General features: G+C 71.4%; 16 protein-coding genes and 1 pseudogene. 12 read left to right on the top strand and 5 right to left on the bottom strand.

Annotated elements, in window-relative coordinates; all coding sequences use genetic code 11:
* Nucleotides 1–72 precede the first annotated feature (72 nt).
* Entirely contained in the window at nucleotides 73–2,706 is a 2,634-nt protein-coding gene (locus tag ACIHEI_RS04795; protein WP_396605608.1) for a valine--tRNA ligase, read from the bottom strand.
* A gap of 294 nt (nucleotides 2,707–3,000) precedes the next feature.
* Between ACIHEI_RS04795 and ACIHEI_RS04790 the strand changes: the two genes are divergently transcribed.
* Nucleotides 3,001–3,207 (top strand): hypothetical protein, encoded by a 207-nt coding sequence (locus ACIHEI_RS04790; RefSeq protein ID WP_396605607.1) that lies wholly within the window; start codon nucleotides 3,001–3,003, stop codon nucleotides 3,205–3,207.
* A 78-nt stretch (nucleotides 3,208–3,285) separates the two neighbouring features.
* Here ACIHEI_RS04790 and ACIHEI_RS04785 read toward each other — a convergent pair whose 3' ends face one another.
* Nucleotides 3,286–3,504 (bottom strand): transposase family protein, encoded by a 219-nt coding sequence (locus ACIHEI_RS04785; RefSeq protein WP_396605606.1) that lies wholly within the window; start codon nucleotides 3,502–3,504, stop codon nucleotides 3,286–3,288.
* A gap of 162 nt (nucleotides 3,505–3,666) precedes the next feature.
* On the opposite strand from ACIHEI_RS04785, the pseudogene ACIHEI_RS04780 reads away from it, so the two are divergent.
* A pseudogene (locus ACIHEI_RS04780) lies at nucleotides 3,667–4,299 on the top strand (methyltransferase); the annotation flags it as partial.
* 152 nt (nucleotides 4,300–4,451) lie between these two features.
* Here the strand turns inward: ACIHEI_RS04780 and ACIHEI_RS04775 are convergent.
* Entirely contained in the window at nucleotides 4,452–5,189 is a 738-nt protein-coding gene (locus ACIHEI_RS04775; protein ID WP_396605605.1) for a VOC family protein, read from the bottom strand.
* Nucleotides 5,190–5,357: 168 nt separating this feature from the next.
* Between ACIHEI_RS04775 and ACIHEI_RS04770 the strand changes: the two genes are divergently transcribed.
* From ACIHEI_RS04770 to ACIHEI_RS04730, 9 genes are all read left to right on the top strand, one after another.
* Entirely contained in the window at nucleotides 5,358–5,666 is a 309-nt protein-coding gene (locus ACIHEI_RS04770; protein ID WP_396605604.1) for a hypothetical protein, read from the top strand.
* 140 nt (nucleotides 5,667–5,806) lie between these two features.
* Nucleotides 5,807–6,271, top strand: coding sequence for a GNAT family N-acetyltransferase (locus tag ACIHEI_RS04765; protein WP_396605603.1), 465 nt, complete (start codon nucleotides 5,807–5,809; stop codon nucleotides 6,269–6,271).
* A gap of 132 nt (nucleotides 6,272–6,403) precedes the next feature.
* Nucleotides 6,404–7,642, top strand: a complete 1,239-nt coding sequence (locus ACIHEI_RS04760; RefSeq protein WP_396605602.1) for a sensor histidine kinase — start codon at nucleotides 6,404–6,406, stop codon at nucleotides 7,640–7,642.
* A complete protein-coding gene (locus ACIHEI_RS04755; protein ID WP_396605601.1) occupies nucleotides 7,639–8,319 on the top strand; it encodes a response regulator in 681 nt (226 codons plus the stop codon). The genes ACIHEI_RS04760 and ACIHEI_RS04755 overlap by 4 nt, the downstream gene beginning before the upstream one ends.
* A gap of 111 nt (nucleotides 8,320–8,430) precedes the next feature.
* Nucleotides 8,431–10,647, top strand: a complete 2,217-nt coding sequence (locus tag ACIHEI_RS04750) for a protein kinase (protein ID WP_396605600.1) — start codon at nucleotides 8,431–8,433, stop codon at nucleotides 10,645–10,647.
* A gap of 97 nt (nucleotides 10,648–10,744) precedes the next feature.
* Entirely contained in the window at nucleotides 10,745–12,985 is a 2,241-nt protein-coding gene (locus ACIHEI_RS04745) for a PQQ-binding-like beta-propeller repeat protein (protein WP_396605599.1), read from the top strand.
* Between the two features lie 68 nt (nucleotides 12,986–13,053).
* Complete coding sequence (locus ACIHEI_RS04740; protein WP_392945328.1) at nucleotides 13,054–13,503, top strand: DUF523 domain-containing protein; 450 nt, start codon at nucleotides 13,054–13,056, stop codon at nucleotides 13,501–13,503.
* A gap of 115 nt (nucleotides 13,504–13,618) precedes the next feature.
* Nucleotides 13,619–14,248, top strand: coding sequence for a ClpP family protease (locus ACIHEI_RS04735; RefSeq protein ID WP_396605598.1), 630 nt, complete (start codon nucleotides 13,619–13,621; stop codon nucleotides 14,246–14,248).
* A 1-nt stretch (nucleotide 14,249) separates the two neighbouring features.
* Entirely contained in the window at nucleotides 14,250–14,852 is a 603-nt protein-coding gene (locus ACIHEI_RS04730) for a ClpP family protease (RefSeq protein WP_392945324.1), read from the top strand.
* Between the two features lie 164 nt (nucleotides 14,853–15,016).
* Here the strand turns inward: ACIHEI_RS04730 and ACIHEI_RS04725 are convergent, their stop codons facing one another.
* A complete protein-coding gene (locus ACIHEI_RS04725) occupies nucleotides 15,017–15,409 on the bottom strand; it encodes a helix-turn-helix domain-containing protein (RefSeq protein WP_396605597.1) in 393 nt (130 codons plus the stop codon).
* A 4-nt stretch (nucleotides 15,410–15,413) separates the two neighbouring features.
* Nucleotides 15,414–16,076: an SUKH-4 family immunity protein gene (locus tag ACIHEI_RS04720; protein WP_396605596.1), complete on the bottom strand. Its 663-nt coding sequence runs from the start codon at nucleotides 16,074–16,076 to the stop codon at nucleotides 15,414–15,416.
* 106 nt (nucleotides 16,077–16,182) lie between these two features.
* Between ACIHEI_RS04720 and pip the strand changes: the two genes are divergently transcribed.
* Nucleotides 16,183–17,154 carry a prolyl aminopeptidase gene (gene pip / locus ACIHEI_RS04715; RefSeq protein ID WP_396605595.1) on the top strand — a complete coding sequence of 324 codons (972 nt, stop codon included), beginning with the start codon at nucleotides 16,183–16,185 and terminating at the stop codon, nucleotides 17,152–17,154.
* Nucleotides 17,155–17,180 lie beyond the last annotated feature (26 nt).

Genomic DNA, 17,180 nt, shown 5'->3' with positions numbered 1-17,180 from the left:
CGCCCGAGGCCGAATAGCCCGGAGGGGGCCCAGACCGCATGGTCTGGGCCCCCTCCGGGCGTGTTCCGGCGCCTACTGCGGCGGCAGCTTGGCCAGTTGGGCCTGAAGCCGAGCGATGTCCGCCTCGGCCTTGGCGAGGCGGCCCTTGATCTTGTCCACGACGTCGTCGGGGGCCTTGGCGATGAACGCCTCGTTCCCGAGCTTGGACTCGGCCTGCTGCTTCTCCTTCTCGGCGGCGGTCAGGTCCTTGCTCAGTCGCTTGCGCTCGGCCGCCACGTCGATGGTGCCCGACAGGTCGAGCGAGACCGTGGCGCCGACCACCGGCAGGGAGGCGGTGGCGGCGAAGCCCTCACCCTCCGGCTGGAGGCGGAGCACCTGACGGATGGCCGCCTCGTGCGGGGCCAGCGCCGTGCCGTCGAGCTCCAGACGAGCCGGGACCTTCTGGGCGGGCTGGAGGCCCTGGTCGGAGCGGAAGCGGCGGACCTCGGTGACGACCTGCTGGACCAGCTCGATCTCCTGCTCCGCGGCCTCGTCGCGGAACCCGGAGTCCTTCGGCCACTCGGCGACGACGACCGACTCACGGCCCGTCAGCGTGGTCCACAGGGTTTCCGTGACGAACGGGACGATCGGGTGCAGCAACCGCAGGGTGACGTCGAGGACCTCGCCGAGCACGCGGGCCGAGACCTTGGCCAGTTCGCCGCCCTCGAAGAACGTCGTCTTCGACAGCTCGACGTACCAGTCGAAGACCTCGTCCCACGCGAAGTGGTACAGGGCGTCCGCGAGCTTGGCGAACTGGTAGTCGTCGTAGTACGCATCCGCCTCGGTGACGACCTTGTTCAGCCGCGAAAGGATCCAGCGGTCGGTCGCCGAGAGCTTCTCTGCAGGCGGGAGTTCACCCTCGACCGTGGCGCCGTTCATGAGCGCGAAGCGTGTCGCGTTCCAGATCTTGTTGGCGAAGTTGCGGGACGCCTGGACCCAGTCCTCGCCGATCGGGACGTCGACCCCCGGGTTGGCGCCCTTGGCCAGGGTGAAGCGCAGGGCGTCGGAGCCGTACTTGTCCATCCAGTCCAGCGGGTTGACCGTGTTACCGAACGACTTCGACATCTTCTTGCCGAACTCGTCCCGGACCATGCCGTGGAACGCGATCGTGCGGAACGGCGGCTGGCCGTCCATCGCGTAGAGAGCGAACATCATCATCCGGGCGACCCAGAAGAACATCAGGTCGTAGCCGGTGACCAGGACGGAGTTCGGGTAGAACTTCTCCAGATCCGGCGTCTGCTCGGGCCAGCCGAGGGTGGAGAACGGCCACAGGCCGGACGAGAACCACGTGTCGAGGACGTCGGTGTCCTGCGTCCAGCCCTCACCCGTGGGCGGCTCGTCGTCGGGGCCGACGCAGACCAGTTCGCCGTTCGGGCCGTGCCAGACCGGGATGCGGTGGCCCCACCACAGCTGACGCGAGATGCACCAGTCGTTGAGGTTGTCGACCCAGTCGAAGTACCGCTGCGACATGTCGGCCGGATGGATGTCGACCCGACCGTCACGGACCGCGTCGCCGGCCGCCTTGGCGAGCGTTTCGACCTTGACCCACCACTGCATCGAAAGGCGGGGTTCCAGCGTCGTCTTGCAGCGTGAGCAGTGGCCGACGGAGTGGACGTAGGGGCGCTTCTCGGCGACGATCCGGCCCTCGGCGCGCAGGGCGGCGACGATTGCGGAGCGCGCCTCGAAACGGTCCAGGCCCTGGAAGGGGCCGTGGACGGTGATGATGCCGCGCTCGTCGAGAACCTCGATGGATTCGAGGTTGTGGCGCTGGCCGATGGCGAAGTCATTTGGGTCGTGCGCCGGGGTCACCTTGACGGCGCCGGTGCCGAACTCCGGGTCGACATGCGTGTCGGCGACGACCGGAATGCTCCGGTCGGTCAACGGCAGCTTGATCTGCTTCCCGATCAGGTGGGCGTAGCGCTCGTCGTCGGGGTGAACGGCGACGGCGGTGTCGCCGAGCATCGTCTCCGCGCGAGTGGTGGCGACGACGATGGTGTCCTTGCCCTCGCCGTAGGTCATGGAGACGAGTTCGCCGTCGTCGTCCTGGTAGTCGACCTCGATGTCGGAGATGGCCGTCAGACAGCGGGGGCACCAGTTGATGATGCGCTCGGCGCGGTAGATCAGCCCGTCATCGAACATCTTCTTGAAGACGGTCTGGACGGCCCGGGAAAGGCCCTCGTCCATCGTGAAGCGGTCCCGGCTCCACGCCAGCCCCTCGCCGAGGCGCCGCATCTGGCCGGCGATCTGCCCGCCGGACTCGGCCTTCCACTCCCACACGCGCTCGACGAAGGCTTCACGGCCCAGGTCGTGACGGGACTTGCCCTCCTTCGCGAGCTCACGCTCGACGACGTTCTGGGTGGCGATACCTGCGTGGTCCATGCCGGGCTGCCACAACGTCTCGTAGCCCTGCATGCGCTTGCGGCGGGTGAGGGCGTCGATCAGCGTGTGCTCGAAGGCATGGCCCAGGTGAAGCGAGCCGGTGACGTTCGGCGGCGGGATGACGATCGTGTACGCCGGCTTCTCGCTCTTCGCGTCGGCCTCGAAGTACCCGCGCTCTACCCAACGCTCGTACAGCGCTACCTCTACCTCGGCCGGCGCGTACTGGGTCGGCAGCTCATGGGTAGGCGTCGGCCCGTTCTCGGGGCGCTGTGGAGTGTTGTCGGTCACGACGGTCATTCTAGGCCCGTGGCACCTCTGCCCTCGCCCGACTTTCCTGGGGCGACCGGGTTGTCACCGAGACGCAGGAGTGACCGCACGGAGGGGGTGGGGAGGGGAGCTCGCCCGGGTCGCTCATCGGCACGGCAGCCTCTCCGACGTCCGGGACCTGCGGGAACGGATCGCCACTACTGCACTGGGCGGAAGCCCACTACCGTCTCTCCTGCCAGCAAGGGCAGAGCGGTCCACGCCCATGCTGGACAACTGTCAGCTGAGAATGTCGATCAGAGGGACGAGCCGACCGTGATGACTGCACCCGTGATCCGCAGCGATGTCCCCGGATCCTTCGCTTGGGGTGTCTTCCACGAGCGTCACCCGAAGCTCGTCCAGCAGGTGCTCGATGCACTGCCGTACGGGCCGAGCGAGCGGGTCGCGATCGAGGAGCTCCTCGCCGAGAGCACTGACGGTGTGCTGCAGCCGCTCAGCACCAGTGCCCGTGATCATCAGCAGTGAGTCGGTTTCAACCTGAAGTTGCAGGTCGCGGGGGCTGGTGTGGGTCGGGGGTGGGGTGCTCGGGCTGGTGATCGTCCGTCAGCGGGAAATTTCGGCGTTCGTCAGCACGAGCAGGGCTCGTAGCAGGGCTGTCGCGTGCCGGGCGTTCATGCGGAGCTTGGTCAGGACGCGCCAGTTCTTCAGGTCGGCGAAGCCGTGCTCGGTGGCCGCGCGTTCGCGGCGGACCAGGCGGTTCGCTTCCTTCTGCGCCTTCGTGAGGGGCCTGCCGCGGGCGGCCCTGCGGCCGGTGACGATCACGGGGTCGTCGGGGTCGTCGTCCAGGTCGACGAAGCCGAGGTCGGTCAGGGCCCCGAGTCCCGGCAGACGATCACCTGCTACTGATCACGACTCCGACCAGCCTGAGTACCCCACCCCCGACCCACGCCAGCTCCGTGACCTGCAGCTTCAGGTTGGAATCGGCTCATTGGTGACGGGCTGCTCGGTGACCCGGAGGGGGGCGAGTACGACCGGCTGATTGCCACCTGTTCAGTCCGCCACCTCCCCCAACCGTGGCTCTACCAGGTGAAGCCCGGCGGTCGAATCCTGGTCACCCTCTCCGGCTGGTCATTCGCGTTCGGCCTCGCCCTGCTGACCGTGACCGGCCCCGGTGAGGCCACGGGCCGGTTTCTGCCCGGATACGTCAGCTTCATGATTGCCCGACCGCATGACCGGCCACCCCGACAGAGTCTCGAGCTACTGCCCGGGGACGAACGACCGACCCGGATCAACCCCGAGATCATCAGCACGTGGACCGGCGGTTGGGTCGCCCAACTCGCGGCTCCCTCGGCCGAACGCATGGGGGCTGGTGAGCAACAGATCCTCTCGGACGTGGCCACCGGATCGCAGGCCCGGACCATGCCCAACCCTGACGGGGGGTGGACCGTGGTTCAGCGCGGGCCGCTCCGATTGTGGGATCAGGTGGAGACTGCCGTCGAAGCCTGGCAGGCCGCCAACTCGCCCCACCAGGAACGGTTCGGAATCACGGTTTCGGCCGCCGGCCAGCGCGTGTGGCTCGGCGCCGAGGACGGCCCCGGGTGGGACCTGCCGATCTGACGCACGCGGGCGGTGTGGGCCGGTTCGCGTGCGTCGTGCCGTTCCGCACGCGTTCGTTGAGCGTGGGTGTCCGGACGGATGGGCTGCCGGTCCCAGGCGCGCGGGGCCGACTGTCCCCCGTGGCCGACACCGGCGGCGCCGGGTGCTCGAGGTCAGCGAGGGCTGAGGAGGCAGAACTCGTTGCCTTCCGGGTCGGCCAGGACGGTCCAGTGGATGGCGGACCGGTCGAAATCGGGGTCGGTGGCGCCCAGGGCGCGCAGGCGGTCGGCTTCTGCTGCCGGGTCGTCGCCGGGGTAGGGGCGGACGTCGAGGTGGACGCGGTTCCAGACGGTCTTGGTGTCGGGTGTGCGGATGAACTCCAGGTAGGGGCCGACGCCTTGGGCGGATCGCAATGTCGCGTGGTCGTCGGTGACCTCGTGCAGCGTCCAGTCCATCGCCTGGCCCCAGAACCGGGCCATCTCGCGCGGGTCGGCGCAGTCGACCACCACTGCGGCGATCGGCCCGGTGCCCTGGTAGACCGGGCGGGGCTCCAGGACGCAGAACTCGTTGCCTTCCGGGTCGGCCATGACCGTCCAGGGGACGTCGCCCTGACCGACGTCGGCGAGGGTCGCTCCGAGAGCCTTCAGGCGCTCGACCAGCTCCGCCTGGTGGGCGGTCGAGGTGGTGGCCAGATCGATGTGTACCCGGTTCTTCACCGTCTTGGGTTCCGGGCGGGCGACGATGTCGATGCAGACGGCCGCGGGGTCGGGGTAGGCGAAACCGACGGGTTCGAGGTTGGTGACGCCTGGTCCCTCGCTGTCGACACCCCAGCCGAGTGCCTCCGCCCAGAACCGGCCGAGCGCGGCGTCGTCCTGGGCCTTCATGTTGATCTGCACGAGTCGTGTTGCCATGCGGCGGATCCTAGGAGCCAGCACCGGCCCTGGCCAGCGCGGTTCTGCAGGCGCGCGCGTCGCGGGTCTTTCGCTGCTCCGTGAGCGCACCACTGAACCTGGAAGTGCAATGCCGGTGGCGCGGCGCAGCTGGCGGCGGGGCAATCATGCCCCCTCCGGGAACCGTTGTTGACCGTTCGAATCCCGGCGGTACGTGATCATTTCATGACCTCATTGGCAGCTCAGGCGGGCTCCGGCGGCGGCGTGTTCCTGCTCATCTGGAGCGTCGTGGCCATGGCCATGGGCGGAGCCCTGGCCACCAAGAAGTGGTCGACCCGTTTCAAGGACCACATGGTGCAGGGGCTTGCGCCGCGCCCGCTGTCGCAACAACGAGCCGCCCGGCAACCCGTGGGCGTGCTGAGGTTCATCGGAGGCGCTCTCGCGGTCTCGGGAGCGGTCGCCCTGCCGATCGCCGTGGTCATCATCAGCCGGGGCTGACACCGGGACACCGGCGGCGCCACGGACCGGGGGAGGCCAGCAGTCGGGCCGGGCGGGCGCCCCGGCATCCGCCCGACTGTCGGCCGATCGGGGCCGGCACGATCCGAAACTCGCTCGCCGTACCTGCTTGGAGTGCGGACATGCCGACTTCGCTGCACCTGCAAGAGATCACCCCTGACAACTTCGAGCGCGCCATCGGCCTGCGGGTCCGGCCCGATCAGGAACAGCTGGTGGACCCCGTGGTGAAGTCGCTCGCCGAGGCGTACCTGCACCCGGGCGTCGCATGGCCCCGGCTCATCTGCGACGACGGCGAGGCCGTCGGGTTCCTGATGGCCTTCTTCGACATCGACTGGACCGGCAAGGGCACCGACTTCCGTTCCGGACTCTGGCGTCTCAACATTGCGGCCGGTGAGCAGGGACGAGGCGTGGGGCGTTTCGCGGTGCGGGCCGTCGCCGACGAGATCCGGCGCCGGGGAGGCACCCGCCTGACGACGACCTGGCATCCCGGAGCGGACGGCCCGATGGGCTTCTACCTGGCACTCGGGTTCCGCCCGACCGGAGAGACCAGCGGAGGTCAGACGGTGGGCGTGCTGGAACTGGGCTGAACCCACGCGCGGATCGTCGTGTGCCGCCGGCTGTGCCTGCGGCGCGTGCCGCCGGCCGTGTCCGCGCAACTATCGATGCGCACCCGGGGGAGGATCCGCACCGCGCCGGTGCTCGTCTAGCCTGGCGGACCGATGGCTACCTGGACGACGACGGCCCTGCGCGCCGCACCCCGATGGATCGCCGACCGGCCGCGACTGACGGATGTCGCGCTCGGCGGTGGATTGACCCTGTTCGACGCGGTCACCGTGCTGAACCACACGCCTGCGCCCGGTGGTTGGGGTGTGGCGCTGTGGGCCGCGCAGACCGTTCCGCTGGTGTGGCGGCGGCGGTGGCCGCACGCCGTGCTCGCGGCGATGACCGCCCTGTACCTGCTGTTCCAAGTGCTCGACCCGATACCGGGGAAGATCCCCGGCCCGTACCTGCTGATGCTCGGCGTGTACGCCGTGGCCCGCTACGCCCCGCGCCGGGCCGCCCTGCTCGCAACTGCCCTGTGCCTGGGGGCCGTTACGGTGGGGGACGCGATGACCGGGCACTGGCAGGTGCCGCAGCCCGGGTCGTTGGAGCCGATCAGCACCACCACGTTCGTGTTCTTCTTCGCGCTCGCCTGGATCCTCGGCTCCGGTCGGCGCCGGATCGGTGCCGACGCGGATCGGCTGCGTGAACTCAACCGGCGGCTGCGGGCCGAGCAGGAGCTCAACGCCCGGCAGGCGGTGGCCGGTGAGCGGGCCCGGATCGCCCGTGACCTGCACGATGTGGTCGCGCATCATGTCAGCGCGATCGCGGTGCAGGCCCGGGCCGCCGAGGACGTGCTGACGGACGATCCGGTGCTCGCCGTCCAAGGCGTCGGCCTGATCGGCCGGACCGCCGACACCGCGCTGATCGAGATGCGGCGCATCCTCGGCCTGCTGTCCACCCGCGAGCGCGACCTCGCCCCGGAGCCGTCCCTCGCCCACCTCGACCGGCTCGCCGACGCCGCCCGCGCGGCCGGCTGCCGGGTCGCCGTCACCGTGCAACTCCCGGAAACCGGCGTGCAGTTCGCGGGGCTCGAGGTCTCCGGGTACCGGATCGTCCAGGAGGCGCTGACCAACGTGCTCAAGCACGCCGGCCCGGTGGACGTCCGGGTCGCCGTCCGCGCCGACGCCGGGCAGCTGCTGATCGAGGTCGAGAACGACCCGCCCGCCCCCGGCCGCCAGCTGGTCCCCGATCACCCGCCTGCCCCCGGCCACCGGCCGGTCCCCGGCAGCGGGCGAGGGCTGATCGGCATGCGGGAGCGGGCGGCGGCCTTCGACGGCACCCTGGACGCCGGGCCGCGGGCCGACGGCGGGTGGCGGCTGCGCGCCACACTGGATGCGCGGGTGGTGGAGGCGTGAGCGTACGGGTGCTGGTCGTCGACGACCAGGAGATCGTCCGGACGGCGCTGCGGCTGGTCATCGACCGGCGCGAGGGGCTGACGGTGGTCGGCGAAGCCGCCGACGGGGGGCGGGCGTTCGCGCTCGCCGTCGAACTGCGGCCCGACGTCGTGCTGATGGACATCCGGATGCCCGGCACCACCGGCATCGAGGCCACCCGCCGGATCACCACCGAGTGGCCCGGCCCGGAGCCGGCGCCGCGGGTCCTGCTGCTCACCACCTTCGACCTGGACGAGTACGTGCACGAGGCGCTGCGGGCCGGCGCGCACGGCTTCCTGCTGAAGAACAGCGCCCCCGAACAGCTGGCCCGGGCGATCCGGGCCACCGCCGCGGGCGAGTCCGTGCTCGCGCCGAGCGTCACCCGCCGCCTGATCGACACCCTCACCGCGCTGCCGCCCGCCCTATTGCCAACACTTGACGATGCGTTGGTAAAAACTCCGTCCGTCGAGCTGCTCACCGAACGGGAGCTCCAGGTGCTGGTGCTGGTCGCCCGCGGCCTGTCCAACGCCCGGATCGGTGACGCGCTCGGCCTGAGCGAGGCGAACGTGAAGAGCCGCGTCAACCGGATCCTCGGCCGCCTCGGACTGGAGAACCGCGTTCAGGCCGCGCTCTTCGCCCACAAGGCGGGACTGAGCTGACGGAGCGTCAGCGCAGCAGCCCAGGTGAGGATTCGGTGTGAGCGGCTGCCGCACCCGGCCCGCAGACCGTATGGTTCGTCCCGCGCACCCGACGGGGGAAGGGAAGGGCAGGTGCAGCCACTCGACGGGATGGATCCGCGGCAGGTCGGGCCGTACACGCTGGTGGGCCGACTCGGGGCCGGCGGCATGGGTGCGGTGTACCTGGGGCGGTCGGCCGGCGGGCGGGCCGTCGCCGTCAAGGTGGTTCGGCCGGAGCTCGCCGAGGACACCGAGTTCCGGCAGCGCTTCCGGCAGGAGGTGGCCGCCGCGCGGCGGGTCTCCGGCGCGTTCACCGCGGCCGTGGTGGACGCCGACACCGAGGCCGCGCTGCCGTGGATGGCCACCGCCTTCGTCCCCGGACTGTCGCTGCGGCAGGTCGTCGAACGGCACGGCCCGCTGCCCGTCGCCACCGTCCGCACACTGGCCGCCGGGCTCGCCGAGGCGCTCGGCGAGGTGCACCGCGCCGGGCTGATCCACCGCGACCTGAAGCCCGGCAACGTGCTGCTCGCCCTCGACGGGCCGCACGTCATCGACTTCGGCATCTCCCGGGCCGCCGACGCCGGCGGGCTGACCACCACCGGCTCCGTCATCGGCTCCGCGCCGTACATGTCCCCCGAACAGGCCCTCGGCGAGCCGCTCACGCCCGCCGGCGACGTGTTCTCGCTCGGCTCCACCCTGGCGTACGCGGCCCTCGGCCGGAACCTGTTCGGCGAGGGCGCCGGCGCGGCCGTGCTGTTCCGGATCGTCAACACCGAACCCGACCTCGGCGAACTACCCGCCGAACTGCGCCCGTTGGTCACCGCCTGCCTCGCCAAGACCCCCGCGCACCGGCCGACGCCCCGCCAACTCGTCGCCCACGTCGCCCAGTCCGGGCACCCCACCGACCCGGACGGCTGGCTGCCACCCGCCGTCGCCACCGAGGTGCGCGCCGTCCGCGCCGTGCTCACCGCGCCGCCCGCACCACCGCCGATGCCCCCGCCCGCCCCTGAGCCGTCCGACCAGCCACCGCCCGCGCGCCGGATCGGCCGCCGCACGCTGCTCGGCCTCGGCGGCGCCGTCCTCGCCGCCGGCGGGGCCGGAACCGCGTTCGCGCTGATCAACCGCGACCGCGGCGTCTCGTCCGACAAGCACGCCGCCCCGCCGGTCCGGCCGAGCGTGGACGTCCCGGAGGCCGTCCCGCTCTGGCAGAACCGCGAGGTCACCTTGCCGTGCGTCCAACTGCTGTCACTGGACGGGGCGGTGGTCGGCATCACGCCCAGGAAGATCTGGGCGGTCGGCGGCGACGGCAAGCCGAAGTGGACCCTGGACGACACCACGGTGGCCGTCACCTTCGCCATCGACGCGGCCCAGCCGCAACCCGTCGCCGCCTTCGACGGCCACCGCATCCAACTGGCCGGCACGGGCGGCATGGCCGGCATGGGTGGCACAGGCGTCGGCAGCCGCATCACGGCCGTCCTGCTCGCCATCGACCCGGCCGACGGCAAGTCCGACGGGAAGGTGGCGCTCGACCAGCCGGAGGCGGTCTCGGCGAACCGCCTCGCCGGGATCCGCGGCGGCACCGCGTACGTGCTCGGGCTGGGCCAGGGCCGGCACCAAGGGGGCAGCAACGTGTGGGCGATCGACCTGGCCGGGCGGCGCACCGCCTGGTTCCACGGCGAGGAATCCCTGCTGCTGGAAGGCGTCCTGCTGGCCGGGGGCGACCAGGTGTTGGTCTCCTCCGCCGACCGCCTCAAGGCACTCGACGGCTCGGGGAACGTCGCCTGGCAGGCCGGCCTCCAGTCCTTCGGCATCGCCGCAGGCGGCGGCTGGTTCCTCACCCCCGACAACAAAGGCGCCGTCACCGCCCTCGACCCCGCCACCGGCAAACCCGCCTGGTCAGCCCCCGGCATCGCCACCCCCCGCCTGCACGGCAGCGCCTTCGCGCACGGCCCCGACGACAACCTGCTGCACTGCCTGTGGACCGACACCGACAGCGGCTTCTCCGTCGGCGCCCTCGACCTGAAGAGCGGCACCCCGCGCTGGAAGACCCCGCTCCCGCCCGACGGCCCCGGCACCGGCACCGGCAGGTTCGGCGCCGACCTGCTCCACGCCGACGACACCCTCTACCGGATCGGCCCCGACGCGGTGATCTGGGCCCTCGATCCCGACACCGGCAAGGCCCGCTGGAAGTACTCCGGATACCAGGGCACCGACGCCGCGACCCTGACCTGGACGGCCGGCGCGGGACGGCTGTGCGTCGCCGCCGGGAGCCCGTCGATCCTCACCGCCCTTCCCGCGAAGATGAGTTGACGACCACGCAGCCGGACCTCGGCCGGGCCGGGCGCCGGTGTCTGGCCGCCGCGAGCCCCTCCTTCCTCACCGCCCTTCCCGTGAAAGCGAGTTGACGATGCACCCGCTGTCCCCGACCGACCCCGCACAGGTCGGCCCCTACCTGCTGCTCGGCCGGCTCGGCGCGGGCGGCATGGGCGCCGTCTACCTCGGCCGGTCGGCCGGCGGCCGCACCGTCGCGATCAAGCTGATCCGGCCCGAACTCGCCGACGACCAGCGGTTCCGGGCCCGCTTCCGGCGCGAGGTCTCGGCCGCCCGCACCGCGTCCTCCGCGTTCACCGCCCCCGTCGTGGACGCCGACCCGGACGCGCCGCTGCCCTGGCTCGCCACCGCGTACATCCCCGGCATCCCGCTCGACGAGGCGGTCCGGCTGGTCGGGCCGTTCCCCGAACCGGTGCTGCGCATCCTCGCCGCCGGCATCGCCGAGGAACTCGCCGCGATCCACGCCGCCGGACTCGTCCACCGCGACATCAAGCCCAGCAACGTGCTGCTCGCCCTCGACGGCCCGCACGTCATCGACTTCGGCATCGCCCGCGCCGCCGACGACAGCGTGCTCACCGCCGAGGGCGCCATCCTCGGCACCCCCTCCTACCTGTCGCCCGAACAGGCCCTCGCCCGGCCGATCGGCCCCGCCGCCGACGTCTTCTCGCTCGGCTCGACCCTGGTGCACGCCGCCACCGGCGCGGGCCCGTTCGGCGGGGGCCAGCCCATCGAGGTGGTCCGCCGGGTCGCCGCCGAGGAGCCCGACCTCAGCGGCGTCCCCACCGGGCTGCGCCTGCTGGTCGCCGCCTGCCTCGCCAAGGACCCGGCCGACCGGCCCACACCCCGCCAACTCGTCGACTCCCAGCGGCTCGAACCCCAGCCCCCCGGCACCTGGCTGCACCCCGCGCTGGTCGCCGCCGTCGAACGCTCGGCGGCCGTCCTCACGCCGACGCTGCCCCCACCGCTCCTGCCCACGATGGAACTGCCGCCCCCCGAGCCCGAGTTGAAGCAACCCGCGCGGCGGACCCTGCTGTACGGGCTGGCCGGCGGAGCGATCGCGCTGGCGGGCGGCGGGACTGCGGCGTACCTGACGTTCGGGTCCGACAAGTCACCCGCCACGCACGGCAGTTCGGCACCGACGCGCAAGCTCACCGACCCGGACCGCCCGCTCGACACCACCACCATCGCCACCGCGCTGTGGACGGTGCCCGTGTCCGACCCGATCGCCCAGGTCGTCGGGGACGGCGACAGCATCCTCACCGTCGACGCCAAGGCCATCCGCGGCTTCGACCGTGACGGCAAACCCCGCTGGGAGCCGAAGGCCGCCGCCAACAGCATCATGCCGACCCCGGTGATCGGCCAGGTCGCCGCCGCCAACGGCAAGGGCTACTACCTCACTTGGGAGCCGAAATCCGCCGGTACCTTCGGCCTCCGCACCTCCCTCAGGGCGATCGACCTGGCCACCGGCGAAGTCTCCTGGACATTCACCAATGCGTCGGTGACCGCCACCGTCGGCGCGGTCTGCGGCGTGCTGGACGGCGCCGTCTACGTCCAGGTCACCGGATCCGCCACCGGAAGCCCCGGCCAGCAGATGTTCCTGTGGGCCGTGGACACCGCCACCCACGACACCCGCTGGGAGCAGCGGTTCCCGAACGTCGGCCTCAGCACCGGCCGCCTCGCCGTCCCCACCACCGGCACCCGCCTGCTGTGGGAGATGAACGACATGGCCAGCGGCAAGTTCACCCTGCAGGGCCTCGACACGCAGGACGCCGGCAACTCCGTCTGGCACCAGCCCACGCCCGGTACCACCCCGGACTCGGGAGCCCTCCTCCAGCCGTTCACCGACGGCCCGCACAGCTCCGCCGGCGGCCACCTGCTCTACCTCGCCGACCGGGTCTACGCCATCAACCCGGCCGACGGGACGGTGGCCTGGAAGAGCGACGCCACCATGACCTACCAGGCGGTGGTGGCCAACGCCGACGGCTCGACCGTCTTCGCCGCAGGCATCGACTACAAGACCCTCAGCCTCAGGGTCCAGGCGCTGAACGCGACCGACGGCACCGTCCGCTGGGCCGGCACCCTCCCCGCCGGCCCCATGATCACCAACCTCGGCGCCCAGTTCGCCGACGACACCCTCTACCTCTGGCTCCACGGCAAGGTCTGGGCCCTCGACCCCACCACCGGCACCGCCCGCTGGACCTACACCTTCCAAGCCTCCAACCTCGCCCTCACCGTCCCCCTCTGGGCCGGAGGCGGCCGCGTCTACGGCCCCACCGAACAGGGCCTCACGGCGGTCGCGGCCACCGGCAAGGCCTGACGGCTCCTTCGGCTTCCGGCTGGTCAGGGGCAGGATCGGGCGGGTGTGTGGCCCGGTAGCCTGGGCGGGTGGATGCGATTTTGGTGAGTGCTTGTCTGCGTGGGGTGCCGTGTCGGTTCGACGGGCGGGACAAGGCGTCGGAGGCGCTCGCGGAGGCGTTGGACGGGCGGCGGGCAGTGGCGTTCTGCCCGGAGGTGGCGGGCGGGCTGGAGACGCCGCGGCGGCCGGCGGAGCTGGTCGGGGGTGACGGGCACGACGTGCTGGACGGGACGGCGCGGGTGGTGGACGACGGCGGGCGGGACGTGACGGCGGAGTTCGTGGCGGGGGCCGAGCTGGCGCTGGTCGCGGCGCAGCGGGCGGGGTGCACGGAGGCGGTGCTGATGCCGCGGAGCCCGTCGTGCGGCCGGGGCAAGGTCTACGACGGCTCGTTCGCGGGCGCGCTGGTGCCGGGCGACGGCGTGACGGCGGCGCTGCTGGAGCGCAACGGGATCACTGTCCGGCCGGCGCCCGGGGTCTGAGTCGGGGCGCTCTGCCCGTGGCGAATCTGCGGCGGGCAGAGAAGCGTCTGCGAGGGGTCGTTCGGGGTGAACAGTGGAGTGGAAGACGCGCTCCGGCCCCGAGGAGGAAACCCCGATGAGTCCGTTCCCACCCCGTGCGGAGGACGGCGACACGCCGCCCAGTCGCTTCGACGACCACCTCGCGGCGCAGCTCCTCGCGCAGCGGATCGTCCTGCTCGGCACCCAGGTCGACGAGGTGTCGGCGAACCGGGTGTGCGCGCAGCTGCTGCTGCTCTCCGCGGAGGACCCGCGCACCGACATCAGCCTGTACATCAACAGCCCGGGCGGGTCGGTGACGGCGGGCCTGGCGATCTACGACACCATGCGGCTGATCCCGAACGACGTCTCGACGCTGGCGATGGGTTTCGCCGCCAGCATGGGGCAGTTCCTGCTGACGGTGGGCGCCGCCGGCAAGCGGTTCGCGCTGCCGAACGCGCGGATCATGATGCACCAGCCGTCGGCGGGCATCGGCGGCACAGCCTCGGACATCGAGATCCAGGCGGAGAACCTCGAGTACACCAAGAAGGCGATCGAGCGGATCACGGCCGCGCACACCGGCCAGAGCGAGGACACCATCGCCCGGGACGGCGACCGCGACCGCTGGTTCACGGCCGAACAGGCCCGGGAGTACGGGATGGTGGACCAGGTGGTGGAGTCGCTGGCGGACATCCGTCCGGCCGCGAACCGTCGACGGATGGGGTTGTGACATGGGCTCGTACACGGTTCCCTACGTCATCGAGAAGACGGCTCAGGGCGAGCGGTCCTACGACGTGTTCAGTCGGCTGCTGAACGAGCGGATCATCTTCCTCGGCACCGAGATCGACGACGGCGTCGCCAACGTGGTGATCGCGCAGCTGCTGCACCTGGAGTCGGCGAGCCCGGGGGAGGAGATCGCGATCTACCTCAACTCGCCCGGCGGATCGTTCACTTCACTGATGGCGATCTACGACACCATGACCTTCGTGCAGTCGCCGATCTCGACGTTCTGCGTCGGCCAGGCGGCGTCCACGGCGGCGGTCCTGCTGGCGGGCGGCGACCCCGGGCGGCGGTTCGTGCTCCAGCACTCGCGGGTGCTGCTCGGCCAGCCGGCCAGCGGCGGGCGGCAGGGGACGGTCTCGGACCTGAGCCTGGCGGCGAAGGAACTGCTGCGGATCCGCTCGCAGGTCGAGGAGGTACTCGCCCGGCACACCCACCACGACCCGGCGACGCTGCGCGCGGACATGGACCGCGACAAGGTGTTCACCGCCGAGGAGGCCGTCGCCTACGGCCTGGCCGACGAGGTGCTGAACCGGCGCCTGGTCCTGGCCTGACGCACCGAGAACCGGCCGGTGCGGCGGCCAACCGCCGCCGTGCCGGCCGGCGTTGATCGGGCGGCCAACCGCCGCCGCGCCGACCGGCGTTGCTCAGGCGGTTAACTGCCGCCGTGCCGACCGGCGTTGCTCGGGCGGCCAACTGCCGCCGCAGCGGCCGTTGTTCAGGCGGCCAGGCAGAGCCCGTTGTACGGCGCGGCGGGCGCGGCGCGGCGGATCTGAGAGTAGCGGACCAGGTCGTCCTGGGCGAGCGACAGCAGATCGCCGAGCCCCAGCCCGAGAGCGCGCGCGGCGGCCGCGAGCACCTCCGAGGAGGCCTCCTTGCGGCCGCGCTCCAGCTCCGACAGGTACGGCATGGAGATCCGCGCCGCCTCCGAGACGTCCTTCAACGTCCGCTGCTGGGCGAGCCGTTCACGCCGCAGCACACCACCGACCACATCACGCCACAGCGGCTCCTTCACCGCGGGCGGCTGCCTGACTGCCGCCGGCTGCTTGACCGCCCCGCCCTGCGGGCGCAGCGGGATGACGCGGGCTTCGTTCTGGCCTTGAGTGCTCACCCCATCAGCGTAGACATCCCGCGCGCGAGCGGAAGGGAGCGGCGTTCTGCTGTGGGTGAAGTGCGGAAGCGGAGCGGCAGTTGACGGATGTACAGTGCGGTTCGCCCAGGAGGTAGCTGACGTAGTGCAGGACGGTGAACCAGCAGGACCCGGGATTCTCCATCGCGCGGGGATCGACCCGGCGCATCGTTCGCAGCAGCCTTGCCTCGGCGCCCGCGGGGTCGAGCTCGTCCGTACCGGCGTCGGGGTCGTAGGCCGGCCGTTCCTCCTCCAGGGCGTGCAGGAAGAAGGCGAGGGCGTCGACCGTGCTGTTGAGCAGGTGCGGAGTGCCACCCTCCGGGATGCAGTAGACGACGCCGGTGGTCACGTCGACCATCACGTCGTCGAGCCGGATGCTGCCGAGGGTCAGCCAGACCGACATGTCGAACGGGCAGCTCGGGTACCGGCCGGCGACGCGCTGCCAGGCCTCGCCGCCGATCCGCAGGTCGCCGTCGACCATCAGCTGGTCGGTCTCGAACCAGCCCATCCGGTCCGGCAGTCCGATCTCGCCCAGGAACTCCCGGGTCGCCCGGTGCGTGATGCCGTCGAGCAGGTGGTCGGCCGGAGTGACCAGTTCCTCGGCGCCGAAGACCGACTCCATCGTCTTCCGGTCGATCAAGGGGCTCATGGAACTCCGCACTTCCGCCGGGGCCTCGGGTTGGCCAAATGGTCCGACGGGCAGTTTAGTTGGCGTTGTATGCAGGTCGGACTGCGGAGCGGACGGACGAGCACCCATGGTTGATCTATATGAGCCGATGAACCCCTACGACACCGGTTTCCTGGACATCGGAGACGGCAACCGCATCTACTACGAGCAGCTCGGCAACCCTGAGGGCAAGCCCGCGCTGTACGTGCACGGCGGGCCCGGCGCGGGGTTCCCGAAGCGGCCGACCCGGGCGTGGGACCCGGAGTCCTACCGGGTGATCCGGTACGACCAGCGCAACTGCGGGCTCAGTACGCCGCACGCCAGTGATCCGGCGGCGGACATGGCGCTGAACACCACCCAGCACCTGATCGACGACATCGAGCGGCTGCGCGAACACCTCGGTGTGGAGCGGTGGTTGCTGGACGGCGCGTCCTGGGGATCGACGCTGATCCTGGCGTACGCGCAGCAGCACCCGGAGCGGGTCAGTGAGATCGTCCTCCAGGCGGTCACCACCACCCGCCGGGCCGAGACCGACTGGCTGTACCGGGGCGTCGGCGGGTTCCGGCCCGAGGCGTGGGACCGGTTCCGGGACGGCGTCCCGGAGGGCGAACGGGGCGGTGACGTCTACCAGTTGCTGGCGGCGTACGCGCGGCTGATGGAGCACCCGGACCGGGCGGTGCGGGAGAAGGCCGCCAACGAGTGGCTGGCGTGGGAGGACGCGGTCATCGAGGGCGAGCCGAACGGCATCCCCGGGATGTACAGCAACCGCGAGATGGACGACCGGATCGCCTTCGTCCGGATCTGCTCGCACTTCTTCAGCAACGGCGCCTGGCTGGAGGAGGACCAACTGCTGCGGGACGCCCACAAGTTGGCGGGCATACCGGGCGTGCTGGTGCACGGCCGGTACGACATGGGCTGCCCAGTGCAGACCGCGTGGGAGCTGGCGAAGGCCTGGCCGGACGCGAAGCTGCACATCTTCGACGACTCCGGGCACGTGGGGAGCCAGGACATGGCCGCGACCGTCCGGCAGGCGCTGGAGGACTTCAAGCACCGCAGGTAGCAGGCGCGTTGATGCCCCGCCATGCA

This window comes from Kitasatospora sp. NPDC051984, assembly GCF_044593455.1.
Classification (GTDB): domain Bacteria; phylum Actinomycetota; class Actinomycetes; order Streptomycetales; family Streptomycetaceae; genus Kitasatospora.
Note: the sequence above shows the minus strand (reverse complement) of the source record. Positions and strands in the feature narration are given on the sequence as shown.

Coding starts and splice junctions, on each gene's coding strand:
- ACIHEI_RS04730 (WP_392945324.1), top strand. CDS start 14,250: ATGGGCTCGTACACGGTTCCCTACGTCATCGAGAAGACGGCTCAGGGC.
- ACIHEI_RS04720 (WP_396605596.1), bottom strand. CDS start 16,076: ATGAGCCCCTTGATCGACCGGAAGACGATGGAGTCGGTCTTCGGCGCC.
- ACIHEI_RS04760 (WP_396605602.1), top strand. CDS start 6,404: ATGGCTACCTGGACGACGACGGCCCTGCGCGCCGCACCCCGATGGATC.
- pip (WP_396605595.1), top strand. CDS start 16,183: ATGGTTGATCTATATGAGCCGATGAACCCCTACGACACCGGTTTCCTG.
- ACIHEI_RS04775 (WP_396605605.1), bottom strand. CDS start 5,189: ATGGCAACACGACTCGTGCAGATCAACATGAAGGCCCAGGACGACGCC.
- ACIHEI_RS04745 (WP_396605599.1), top strand. CDS start 10,745: ATGCACCCGCTGTCCCCGACCGACCCCGCACAGGTCGGCCCCTACCTG.
- ACIHEI_RS04765 (WP_396605603.1), top strand. CDS start 5,807: ATGCCGACTTCGCTGCACCTGCAAGAGATCACCCCTGACAACTTCGAG.
- ACIHEI_RS04790 (WP_396605607.1), top strand. CDS start 3,001: ATGACTGCACCCGTGATCCGCAGCGATGTCCCCGGATCCTTCGCTTGG.
- ACIHEI_RS04735 (WP_396605598.1), top strand. CDS start 13,619: ATGAGTCCGTTCCCACCCCGTGCGGAGGACGGCGACACGCCGCCCAGT.